Raw genomic sequence first — 12,295 nt, forward strand, 5'->3', positions numbered from 1 at the left:
GAAAACCAATGCCAATGTTCAGGTCAAAACATTTCCCTCCAGTTTAATTTATTACCTCGGTTTTAATACCAAGGATAAGACCCAGCCAGTTCTGGGCAACCCAGCCCTGTGGGAAGCCGCAAGATGGCTGGTAGACTACGAGGGGATCGCCAATCAACTGCTGAAAGGGCAATTTGAAGTCAGGCAAACCTTTTTACCGAAAGGGTTTGACGGCGCTCTGGATACCACGCCTTTCCGGCTCGACGTTGATAAAGCCAAATCTATTTTGCAAAAAGCAGGGATCAAGCCCGGTACACGCTTTTCAGTCACGATAATTAATCAACCGCCTTATACCGATATCGCACAGGCTCTCCAGGCGAGCTTTGCCAAAGCAGATATTGATTTACAAATTCAGCCAGTCACGGAAGCCGACCTGTGGAGTAAGATGCGTGGACGTAACTTCCAGTCCATCTTTATTTACTGGGGGGCGGATTATGTCGATCCGAATACCAACGCCAGTACGTTTGCTTACAACGTACCTGATGGCCCGAAAACACTCGCCTGGCGCGTTGGTTGGGACATTCCTGAATTGAGCAAAGAAACCCGCGCCGCGGCAGCCGCCGGAACCTCGCAACAGCGTAGCGCACTATATGAAAAATTGCAGAAGACAGTACAGGACAGCTCACCGTATGTTGTCACGCTACAGGATCATCGATTGGTCGCGTTACGTAAAAATATTCATGGCGCACATCAAGGGCTAGGCACTTACCTGCTCTATTTTGATCAGGTAAGCAAAAAATAGTCCCTCAATGACATGAGGGAAGTACCGCGTGGTATTTCCCTCAATGCTGATTCACATTCTCGCCCTGACACCCGTATTCAACGATACTTTTCCCCTCCGTCATTCACCGTGAAGTAAATATGCACCCCAGCGTGAAATCGATAGCCAAAAAGCAGTACAATTTGGTGCCTGTATATGTTGATAGATGGTGTAGGACGAGACCCCGCCCATGGTTAGCCAGATTGATCTGATTCTTTCCCTGTTACAGCAGATGTGTGTTTATCTGGTGATCGCTTATTTGCTCAGTAAAACACCGCTGTTTATCCCGCTGATGCAGGTCACCATCCGCCTGCCGCACAAGCTGGTCTGCTATCTGGTTTTTTCCGTATTTTGCATTATGGGAACCTATTTCGGGCTGCATATAGACGATTCCATTGCCAATACTCGCGCGACGGGTGCCGTGCTCGGAGGCATGCTGGGCGGTCCTTCCGTTGGCTTTCTCGTTGGGTTAACGGGCGGATTACACCGCTATTCGATGGGTGGCATGACCGCACTGGCCTGTATGCTATCGACCATTGCCGAAGGTCTGCTCGGCGGGCTGCTGCATCGCTATCTGGCACGCCGCAACCGTATCGATTTGCTGTTTAAGCCCCTCGTCGTCGGCCTGACCGCGCTGGTTGCGGAGATACTGCAAATGGCGATTATCCTGCTGGTCGCCCGTCCATTTGATAATGCCGCTGAACTGGTGAGAGACATTGCGCTACCGATGATGATCACCAATACCATCGGTTCCGCCATGTTCATGCGTATTTTGCTCGACCGACGCGCTATTTTTGAAAAATATACCTCCGCGTTTTCCGCCAAGGCACTGCAAATCGCCGCCCGCGCCGAAGGGGCGCTGCGTCAGGGGTTCAACCCACAAAACAGTATGCGCGTTGCCCGCATTTTGTATGAAGAGCTAGGTGTGGGAGCTGTAGCAATTACCGACCGCGACAAATTACTGGCGTTTATCGGGCTGGGTGATGACCACCACAACGTCGGTGCACCGATTACGTCATCACACACGCGCCGGGCGATAGACAACAATCAGGTGGTGTACGCCGATGGCAATGAGGTGTCTTATACCTGTTCGGTTTCATCACACTGCAAACTGGGTTCCACGCTGGTGATCCCGCTGCGCGGCGAAGATCAGCGCGTTGTCGGCACGATCAAGCTTTATGAACCCAAAAATAAGCTATTTTCCAGCATTAACCGCACGCTGGGAGAAGGCATCGCTCACCTGCTTTCCGCACAGATTCTGACTGGCCGCTTTGAACAGCAGAAACAGCTGCTGGCACAGTCGGAAATCAAGCTACTCCATGCGCAGGTCAACCCGCATTTTCTATTCAACGCGCTGAACACGCTGTCCGCCGTGATACGACGCAACCCCGATCACGCTCGCCAGTTGGTGCTGTCACTATCAACATTTTTCCGTAAAAACCTCAAGCGCAGCAACGATGAAGTGTCGCTCAATGACGAGCTGGAGCATGTTAACGCCTATCTGGAAATCGAAAAAGCGCGCTTTGCCGATCACCTGACGGTAGATATTTCGCTGCCGGAAGCGCTGCGTGAGGCTCGATTACCCGCATTCTCTCTACAACCGATTGTCGAAAATGCGATTAAGCACGGCACTTCGCAAATGATTGAAAACGGGCATATCCACATTAGCGGACGCCTGCATGCCAATACGCTGGAACTGTCGGTGGAAGATAACGCAGGCACCTATCAACCCCGCAGCGGTGGCGATGGACTAGGTATGAACCTGGTCGATCGCCGTATCAAAGCGCGCTATGGCAACCGCTATGGCATCACCGTGGTCAGCGAGGCAGATAAATTCACTCGGGTCGAAGTACGCGTGCCGCTACTTTCACCGCGTCAGGCATTGGGACAGCTTGATAGCTGTAGCGTGACGGAGAGAAAAGTAAGTTGACTAATACAAGGAATTATTATGACCGACACCGCACTTTATGCTGCATTTGAACAAGCAGTACCTGGATTTTCGGCACAGGATGCCATTACGCCAGCACTGGATGAGTCACATGGCGAATATAAACAGATATATTGGCTGGATGATTTATTGACGGAAAATTTTATCTGTTATATCGAATGGAAAGAATTTGATCTGCGGGATCTGGAGGCGTTAACCCCTATTAAGCAAGCTGGGATCGCATTATCTATAGACAGTTTGTTTGATGAAGAGGGGTATCCGGTTGGCGACATCGATCCTGAAACGTTCTTTTATGATGCATCCAGCTTTTACCTGCCGGTGTTACAGCAGCAGCTACAACAAGCCGAATTGCAGTTGCTTGAAGTAGGATTACTTCAGAACGGCGAAGTCTATTTACATGAAAACCCACGTTTTATCTGCACCACGATGGATAAAGATAACGTGGAGCAGCTAAACCAGTGCCTGCAACAAAGAGGTCTGGTACTTTGCTGAAAGTCGCAGTGAGTGATACCCGTGATACTTCAAAAAGATACGAGTGAAGAAATACACGTAGAAACTGGCGCAACACCAACCGATGTTGCGCCAGAAAAGCAGGAAGATTACAGCAGGATGCGCAGCATACGGCGCAGCGGTTCAGCGGCTCCCCACAGCAGCTGATCGCCGACCGTGAAGGCGGACAGGTATTCCGGCCCCATGTTCAGCTTACGCAGACGACCTACTGGCGTAGAGAGCGTACCCGTTACCGCAGCCGGGGTCAGCTCACGCATGGTAATATCGCGATCGTTCGGTACCACTTTCACCCAGTCGTTGTGCGTTGCCAGCAGTTGTTCGATTTCCGGTAGCGCCACGTCTTTCTTCAATTTGATGGTGAACGCCTGGCTATGGCAGCGCAGTGCGCCGACGCGGACGCAAAGACCGTCAACAGGAATGACGCTGCTGGTGCTCAGAATCTTGTTGGTTTCCGCCTGACCTTTCCACTCTTCGCGGCTCTGGCCGTTATCCAGCTGTTTGTCGATCCACGGAATCAGGCTACCTGCCAACGGCACGCCGAAATTATCAGTCGGCAGCGAACCGCTACGGGTCAGCGCGGTCACTTTACGTTCGATATCCAGAATCGCAGAAGCCGGGTCCTGTAATTCTTTCGCGACTTCACCGTGCAGTGCGCCCATCTGAGCCAGCAGTTCGCGCATGTGACGCGCACCGCCGCCAGACGCCGCCTGATAGGTCGCAGCAGAAACCCATTCCACCAGATTGTTAGCAAACAAACCGCCCAATGACATCAGCATCAGGCTGACGGTACAGTTACCGCCGGCAAAGGTTTTGATGCCTTTATCCAGACCTTGTTGAATCACACCGTGGTTAACCGGGTCCAGAATAATAATGGCGTCATCTTTCATACGCAGTGAAGAGGCGGCGTCGATCCAATAACCCTGCCAGCCACTTTCACGCAGCTTTGGGTACACTTCATTGGTATAATCGCCGCCCTGACAGGTAATGATGATGTCCAGCGCGCGCAGTGCTTCGATATTATAAGCATCCTGCAACACGCCTTGATGACCGCCCAACGCCGGAGCAGCTTCGCCGTGCTGAGACGTTGAAAAGAACACCGGGTGAATTACATCAAAGTCGCGTTCTTCCACCATGCGCTGCATGAGAACCGAGCCGACCATACCGCGCCAGCCAATAAAACCAACATTTTTCATGGTAACTGTCCTGCTTTGGGGGTAACAAAAAGAATTCTGGCTAACGTCGATAGCGCATAGTTAGTGCTGACTCAGTGATCTGCCGCAGAGGTTGCGCGTGTCGTGTCGTAAACCCGTAAATAATTGTGTCATTCAGCCTTACAAAATGTACATCAAGTCGCAAGTGAATTTATTCGATAGTACGGCATTTTTCAGCAGTCATTCTAATATCATCAACCTGACTCACGATAAGGACTGCGACCAATACATCATATCGCCGCCACCGTCAGGTAACTGGAGCAACAACCAACATGACAGAAATGATCTCCGCAACGGTGCTGCTGTTGCTCATTATGGACCCACTTGGCAACTTGCCTATTTTCATGTCCGTGCTCAAGCACCTCGACCCTAAACGTCGACGTGTGGTGCTGATCCGCGAAATGTTGATTGCCCTTGGGTTGATGCTGATTTTCCTGTTCGCGGGTGAACACATTCTGGCGTTCCTGAATCTGCGTACCGAAACCGTGTCGATTTCCGGCGGAATCGTACTGTTCCTCATCGCGATTCGGATGATTTTCCCCTCGCAGGAAGGCAATAGCAGCGGTCTGCCTGCCGGAGAAGAACCGTTTCTGGTGCCGATGGCGATTCCACTAGTCGCAGGGCCGTCGATCCTCGCAGCGCTGATGCTACTTTCCCACCAGTATCCCAATCAGTTACCCCACCTGACGCTGGCGCTGTTTATCGCCTGGATAATTTCCTTCATCATCCTGCTGATGTCAGATTTGTTCTTGCGTTTGCTGGGTGAGAAAGGCGTGAGTGCGTTGGAGAAATTGATGGGGCTGATTCTGGTGATGCTATCGACGCAGATGTTCCTCGACGGCGTGCGGGCTTATATGAAGTTATAGCTACGCCGTTACCTCCTTTGTCTTATACATAAATGCGCAAATTATTATGGGGTTGACGTTATCCGGCGTAAAAATTATGCAGCGGTGGGCATGACCACCGAGTGAGCGGCAGGGACGCCGCGAAAGACGGTGCCGCGCCGGGAGCGCGTCATCGTCGGCTCGAAAAGTGGTCATGAACGCCGATGGCACCGCGTAGCGGCATAATTTAGCCAGAAGCCTGGGGTCATGGGGCGAGCGGCGTTTGAGCCGCCCCATGTCGGGCGCGTGCTACGAAGTAGCATGAAAATAACGACATTATCGCGCACGAAACCATCTCTTAGTCGGCATAAAAAATGTGACTAAAAGCCCCCTCCGCAAGGGGGGGGTTAAACACATCAGAGGAAAATACTACCCACCAGCGCTATCAGGAACGCGATGGTGCCGAGCAGCGTTTCCATCACCGTCCAGGTTTTCAGGGTCGTTTTCTCATCCATTTCGAGGAAACGGCCAACCAGCCAGAAGCCTGAGTCGTTCACATGCGACAGCACGGTCGCACCACCCGCAATCGCCACTACGATAAAGCAAAGATCGAACTGGCTAAGGCCAGGCGTCGCGGCCACCGCCGGTGCCATCAGCGCCGCTGTCGTCGTCAGTGCCACCGTCGCAGAACCCTGTGCCACACGCAGTGCAGCAGATACCACAAACGCCGCCACAATCACCGGCATACCCGTATCCGCCAGCGCGCCCGACAGCGCGTCACCAATACCGCTGGAACGCAGCACGCCACCGAACATCCCGCCCGCACCGGTTACCAGAATAATCGAACACACTGGGCCCAGCGCGCCTTCACAGATCTTCTCAAGGTGTTTACGGCTATGCTGGCCGCTAAACATAATCATGGCGAACAGGACGGTAATCAGCAGCGCAATCGGCGTTTTCCCCAGCATACGCAGGAACTGCACCAGACCGCTATCGCCACTGATCACGCCCATTACCGTCAGGGTATTCAGCCCGGTATCGAGGAAAATCAGGATCAGCGGCAGCAGCAGTACCCACATCACCACGCTGAACGGAGGCGGCGTATGATTCTCGTCTGCCTTTACTTCGGTCAGGAACGTTGACGGCAACGGCAAATGGAATTTTTTACCTGCCCACAGGCCAAACAGATAACCGCCAAAATACCAGGTGGGGAAAGCAATCACGGCACCCACCAGTACCAGCAGACCAATGTTGGCACCCAGCAGTTCACTGGCAGCAACCGGACCGGGATGCGGTGGCAGCAAGGCGTGCATAACGGCAAACGCGCCCGCAGCAGGGAATGCATAAGTCAGCGTTGAGCCGCCAAAACGCTTCGCTACGCTGAAAATAATCGGCAACATCACGATCAATCCGGCGTCGAAGAAGATTGGGAAGCCGAATAGCAGAGAAGCAAGACCCAGCGCGAAAGGTGCACGCTTCTCACCAAATTTATTGATGAGCGTATCCGCCAGCACATTTGCGCCACCAGTGACTTCCAGCAGGCGACCAATCATTGCCCCCAGACCAACCAGCAAGGCAACGGATGCCAACGTGCTACCGAAACCGCTGAGCAGCGTAGGGACGAGTTTCTCAAAAGGGGTGTTCGTCGCCAGCGCCGTGATCAGGCTCACCAGCGTCAACGCCAGAAAAGCGTGGACGCGGAAGCGCATAATCAGCACCAGTAACAGTGCGACCGCACCTGCGGCGATGGTTAATAGCACACTGGCGCTATAGGCGGATGTTATTTCTGTCATCGTTAATCATCTCTCTTAGACACCGGGCCAAAATTGGCTGATTGTTTGTGAGGCGTATCACATCATCATTTGATACCGGTAACATGATACGGGTAACATGTTAAAATCAGGAACTATCAAACACCATTTAATTTACATTTTGAGATAGAGATCAAATTATGTCAGGTCGAAGCATTATTCTGATGGGCGTATCAGGCAGTGGAAAATCCTCAGTTGGCGCTGAACTTGGCCGCGCTATTCAGGCAAAATTTATTGACGGTGACGATCTACACCCGCGAGCCAATATCCAGAAAATGGCCAGCGGCACGCCGTTGAATGACGACGACCGTGCGCCGTGGTTAGAACGACTGAGCGATGTCGCCTACAGCCTGGCACACAAAAATGAGACGGGCATCATCGTCTGTTCCGCGCTGAAAAAGCGTTACCGCGACCGCCTGCGCGAAGGGAACGAAAAGATGGTGTTTATCTATTTGAAAGGCAGCTTTGAGCTGGTTCTGGAGCGTCACAAAGCCAGAGCAGGCCACTTCATGCCGACAGATCTACTGAAAAGCCAGTTCGATGCGCTGGAAGAACCGGGCAGCGATGAGCCGGATGTCCTGAAGGTCGATATTGACGGCACCCGAGAGGACGTCGTGCAGCGCTGCGTTGAAGCACTGCGTGCGGCAGGCTAACGCCGCTGCTTAGAGGCTTTCACCGTCCAGCACGGTAAAGCCGACATCGATCCTATCCTGTGCGACTGGCTCGCCCCGCAGACGAGCCAGCAGTTGTTCGGTGCCGACGCGCCCCATGTGTTCACGCGGCGTCAGTACGCTAGCCAGCTTCGGCACCATCGCCTGACCAATGTCGTGCCCGTGGAAACCCGCTACGCCGATGTCTTCCGGTACGCGCAGCCCTTGCCGCTGACATTCAAACATGGCACCGACAGCTAAGTCGTCGTTGGTGCAAAACACGCTATCGACCTGCGGATATTCCGCCTGCGTTTGTCGCAGCAGTTCGCCACCAAGCGAATAGGAAGACGCCCGCTCGCTCATCACGCAATAACTCTTGAGATCGCTTTCCCACATCGCTTGCTCATAGCCTCGGCAGCGCATAATCGTACGCTCATCCTGCCGCGCGCCGAGATAGACGATATGACGATGCCCAAGCGCGACCATACGCAATGTCATCTGCCGGGCGGCTTCGACGTTATCAAACCCGACGGCCATATCCAGACAGGGTGAGACAGAATCCATCAGCTCCACCACCGGAATGCCAGCAACGTCCAGCATCTGGCGCGTGCGTGGCGTGTGGGTACGTTCAGCCAAAATCAGCCCGTCGATGTGATACGACAGCAGTGAGGTCAACCGCTGCTCTTCTCTGTCAGGATGATAGCCATAGTGCGCCAACATAGTTTGGTAACCGTGCGCTTCCGCCGTGCGCTCAATCCCGCGCAATACTTCGGCGAAAACCTGATTGGTCAATGACGGCAGCAGCACGCCAATCGCCCGGCTGGTGGAGCTGGCGAGCATATTCGGCGCGAGATTGGGGATATAACCCAGCTCATCCAATGCAATAGCAATCTTTTCCTGCAACGCGGCGGACACCTGAGCGGGATTACGCAAATAACGGCTTACCGTCATTTTGGTAATCCCAACGCGGTCAGCAACGTCCTGGAGAACGGGTCTTTTTTTCTTCATCGTCGACTAAAATGCCTGAAAAACAGTAAGCTAAGTCTAACAAAAAAAGCATAAAGAAAGTAAAGGCAAAGGGGCAGAATCTGAATGATGACATCGGGCAGTGACAAATAAAAAGCCCGCGTCTTTTCCTACGCGGGCTTCTTCATTTTTCTCACTCGTCATTATACCGGCGGCAGATCAAACAGCAGGATTTCGCTGTCCTCGCTGGCGTGTACAGAGATCGCCGTTTCATCCCACACGGCAAACGCATCGCTGGTTTCCGCCTTCTGGCCGTTAATCTCTACCGTACCGCGCACCACCTGAACCCAGACACGACGGTCAGCCTGAATCTGATACACCGATTGTTCCTGTGCTTTCAGTGCCCAGCGCCACAGCGTCATATCCTGAAAGACCTTCAGTGAGCCTTCACGTGCGTCTGGAGACAGCACCAGTTGACGCCCTTGCAGCACATCAAAGCGCTTCTGCTCGTAGCGCGGCGTCAGACCGGTTTTTTCCGGGATAATCCAGATTTGATACAGGTGCAGTTGCTCGTCCTTGCTGGCATTGTATTCAGAATGACGAATACCCGTGCCCGCACTCATAATCTGGAATTCGCCCGCTGGCACCTGCTCTTTATTTCCCATGCTGTCCTGATGTTCAACCGCACCGGACAACACATAGGTCAGAATTTCCATATCTTTATGCGGATGTGTGCCGAAACCCTGACCGCCTTCGATAACGTCTTCGTTAATAACGCGCAGTGCAGAGAATCCCATGAAATCAGGATCGTAATAATCGGCGAATGAGAATGTATGCCAGCTGTCGAGCCAGCCATGGTTAGCATGTCCGCGATCTTGCGCTTGACGTAAATAGATCATGTTCTTTCCTCCTGCGTTTCTGATAAGGAAAGTGTAACGGGCAGCGGTAAATAAGATAGCGCAAAAAACTCACCGCTCTGTTCGAAAAATCAGAACGGGATGTTGCATTGATAAATGGCGAAGCCAGAGGCTAATTCCGGCTCCGTGTTCGATGACTACTGAACAACACCTAACGCTGTCGGATCGGGATATAACATCATCCAGCGGCCATTATCATTGTTAACGCTGGTACCGGTCGCTGAAAGTTGGTAGGTATTCGAATCCATTACGACGTAGCGACGGTTAGACACTGCAAGTAACGTCCCGTTGCCATTGCCAGAATCGGTATAAATAAAGGATTCGCTGTCGGTCACATTGCTGGCAGATGCCAATAAATGCCCTTCTGCGGAGACAGAAATATATTTTCCGGTCTGTATCGAACGAAAAGCGAATCTATTTTGCGTCAGGTAAACAGCCTGAATCCCGCTGGTTACAGATGGATTTACCCCATTGACGATAATAGGCGTTGATTCGCCGGTAACCGTGGCCAGCGTCCCGGTATTATCCTGATTTCTCGATTTGCTGACAGATTGCAGAACAATATACATAGGGCTTGAGGCGGAAGCCTCCGTGGCATTAATAAGCCCTTCATACGAGGGATGATCAAAATAGAATTTGCCTATCGGCATGCGGCTGATGACGTCTTTCGTGTAAGACAGCTTAGTATCAGACACGCCAGCAGCGGTAAATAAGCTGAAAATCCCCCGATATATTGGCCTGAACTCTCCGCGAAAGCGCGGGGATATCGTTAAACCCGGCGTCCATGAGTTCCCTTTGCCCATATCCGCAAGCGTATAGCCTTTACCAGGAATCGGCGTATAGGGAACCGTATATCCCAGATTATATTTCGCGGTATACTCCGCCGCCTTAACGAGTGGATAAGTATTATTCGGGTGGCTCACCATATCTGCGCCATTAGTATGATATTGCCGCTGGTTATAGCCAATCTGCGCGGCCATCACTAATAAACCTAATCCCCCTTGCGCATGCGCCTGATCGCGACCACTCTCCTGCAATTGGCCATTTTCATTTTGTACATAATGGATAACCGAGCCATTTCCCTCGCCCTGTTTAAAGTAATTAACTGCATCGTTATATATTTCGGAATCGTTCAGCCAGACACCTAAGCTCAGGTTAAATACCGTGTCAGCCGCGTCCCAATTACCATTCGCCCAACCGCCATTTACCTGACCATACGTGCGGGTCAATGGGTAAAATACGTTGGTCATCATGTTACTAAACTGCGCAATCTCAGCCGACGACCAACCGCTTCCGGTATAACGCAAAATTTCAGCCGCATTAAGCAATTTATAGCCATACAGGCTGGCGGCAAGCTGTGCGTCATTGCCCTTAATTTCCGTTAATGTCGTTGACCAGCCGTTAAGAATTTTTATCGCCGCATTAGCGTAAGCAGGGTTCTTCGTCATCGCCCATTCAATCGCAAGCGACAATGCCGCTGATGCACTATTCTGTAAATCACCGTTTCCCACATTGCCATTGGTAGGATCGTTTCGGTATACCACCACCTTTGGCGTGACCGAATAAGTAGAGCTTGCCAAAGAGTGAGATTGCAGCAGTTGCCAATCCGTATACCAAGGTTCCTGCTTATTATTAACCCCTGCCTTCATCCGCTCCAGATCGGCTTGTGTATAAAGCATACCCGGATGCAGGAATGCTTTATCATTGGTTGCCGCATGGCTCACTTTTAGCCCACACAGAAAAAGACTCAACAACATAATTATTAAGAAAAATACGCCTTTCTTATTACTCAAGCAGATATCCATACACAGTTTCCTTTTCGTCGATAAATGGCAGATTATAAAAAGCAGAGCATGTGTTATATCCGATTTGATAATCAGATTTCGCAGGAATTGTATTTGGTATTATGTTCGCCACCCTTCTGCTTACCAAAGGATGACGACGATCCGGCTATCGATAAAGCCTGATTTTTTCATCAAGAGATTCCTACGTTCAGATCACGGAAGAATTCTACTTATGAAAACGCAGCTTTTCAGGAAGATAACCCAACTCTGATAGGTATTATTGCTCTATCAATTTATGGTAAATGTGCTTCGCTTGCCGTTGAACCTTTGCTTCATCCCCCGTCAGGCGCAAACCGAGATAAAAAGCAAAATCAAAGGAAGCTCCCAGACCTTGCCCACTAATAAGGTTACCATCTTCAACGACTGGCGCATCCACATAAATCCCATCAGTTACCGTTTCGGATAAGGTCCCCGAACATACATACCGCCTTCCTTTAAGCAGCTTATGTGGTGCTAATACCCGTGCCGCTGCCGAACAAATGGGGCATATCCATTTCCCCTTTTCATCATGCTTTCTAATGAAATCGATCACATCCTGATTTTCCGCCAAATTGATCGTCCCCTGTGGACCACCAGGCAGAATGACGGCATCAAAAAGTGTTTCCATGTGGTGCGCCAATAGCGCATTGGCTGTCACCGTGACGTTATGATAACTACTCAGTACCCGCTCATCTTTACAGGCCAGAGTTGTAACAGATACGTTGACGCGCTCGAGAATATCCAGAATGATGATGGCTTCTGCTTCTTCGAAACCATCGGCAAGCAGAAGTGCAACGCGACTTTTCATACGACCTCTTATTAATAAAAGAATATAT

The 12,295-nt window shown here is 51.4% G+C and carries 11 protein-coding genes; 5 read left to right on the forward strand and 6 right to left on the reverse strand.

All coding sequences use genetic code 11. The features are described 5' to 3' along the window. The 3 genes from EDI29_RS21835 to EDI29_RS21845 all read left to right on the forward strand — a co-directional run. Positions 1-781: ABC transporter substrate-binding protein (locus tag EDI29_RS21835; protein ID WP_241664982.1), on the forward strand; the 781-nt coding region annotated here is incomplete at its 5' end. Between the two features lie 208 nt (positions 782-989). Further along, positions 990-2,729, forward strand: coding sequence for a sensor histidine kinase (locus EDI29_RS21840; protein WP_137742559.1), 1,740 nt, complete (start codon positions 990-992; stop codon positions 2,727-2,729). 18 nt (positions 2,730-2,747) lie between these two features. Beyond that, a complete protein-coding gene (locus EDI29_RS21845; RefSeq protein ID WP_137742560.1) occupies positions 2,748-3,239 on the forward strand; it encodes a hypothetical protein in 492 nt (163 codons plus the stop codon). Positions 3,240-3,346: 107 nt separating this feature from the next. Here the strand turns inward: EDI29_RS21845 and asd are convergent, their stop codons facing one another. Further along, the gene (asd, locus tag EDI29_RS21850) at positions 3,347-4,450 is read right to left on the reverse strand and encodes an aspartate-semialdehyde dehydrogenase (protein WP_137742561.1); all 1,104 of its coding nucleotides are present in this window, start codon (positions 4,448-4,450) and stop codon (positions 3,347-3,349) included. Positions 4,451-4,740: 290 nt separating this feature from the next. Here asd and EDI29_RS21860 point away from each other — a divergent pair, with 290 nt between their 5' ends. Continuing rightward, a complete protein-coding gene (locus EDI29_RS21860; protein ID WP_137742563.1) occupies positions 4,741-5,334 on the forward strand; it encodes a YhgN family NAAT transporter in 594 nt (197 codons plus the stop codon). Between the two features lie 374 nt (positions 5,335-5,708). On the opposite strand, the gene EDI29_RS21870 is transcribed toward EDI29_RS21860, so the two are convergent. Next, positions 5,709-7,085 carry a GntP family permease gene (locus EDI29_RS21870; RefSeq protein WP_137742565.1) on the reverse strand — a complete coding sequence of 459 codons (1,377 nt, stop codon included), beginning with the start codon at positions 7,083-7,085 and terminating at the stop codon, positions 5,709-5,711. A gap of 158 nt (positions 7,086-7,243) precedes the next feature. Between EDI29_RS21870 and EDI29_RS21875 the strand changes: the two genes are divergently transcribed. Then, complete coding sequence (locus tag EDI29_RS21875) at positions 7,244-7,756, forward strand: gluconokinase (protein WP_039474158.1); 513 nt, start codon at positions 7,244-7,246, stop codon at positions 7,754-7,756. A gap of 9 nt (positions 7,757-7,765) precedes the next feature. On the opposite strand, the gene gntR is transcribed toward EDI29_RS21875, so the two are convergent. From gntR to EDI29_RS21895, 4 genes are all read right to left on the reverse strand, one after another. Beyond that, positions 7,766-8,761 carry a gluconate operon transcriptional repressor GntR gene (gntR, locus tag EDI29_RS21880; RefSeq protein ID WP_137742566.1) on the reverse strand — a complete coding sequence of 332 codons (996 nt, stop codon included), beginning with the start codon at positions 8,759-8,761 and terminating at the stop codon, positions 7,766-7,768. A 161-nt stretch (positions 8,762-8,922) separates the two neighbouring features. Continuing rightward, a complete protein-coding gene (locus tag EDI29_RS21885) occupies positions 8,923-9,618 on the reverse strand; it encodes a pirin family protein (RefSeq protein WP_137742567.1) in 696 nt (231 codons plus the stop codon). Positions 9,619-9,773: 155 nt separating this feature from the next. Then, the gene (locus EDI29_RS21890; RefSeq protein ID WP_137742568.1) at positions 9,774-11,441 is read right to left on the reverse strand and encodes an alginate lyase family protein; all 1,668 of its coding nucleotides are present in this window, start codon (positions 11,439-11,441) and stop codon (positions 9,774-9,776) included. A 256-nt stretch (positions 11,442-11,697) separates the two neighbouring features. Further along, positions 11,698-12,267 carry a DJ-1/PfpI family protein gene (locus EDI29_RS21895; protein WP_137742569.1) on the reverse strand — a complete coding sequence of 190 codons (570 nt, stop codon included), beginning with the start codon at positions 12,265-12,267 and terminating at the stop codon, positions 11,698-11,700. Positions 12,268-12,295: the final 28 nt, after the last annotated feature.

Source organism: Pectobacterium polonicum (assembly GCF_005497185.1).
GTDB classification, from domain to species: Bacteria; Pseudomonadota; Gammaproteobacteria; order Enterobacterales; family Enterobacteriaceae; genus Pectobacterium; species Pectobacterium polonicum.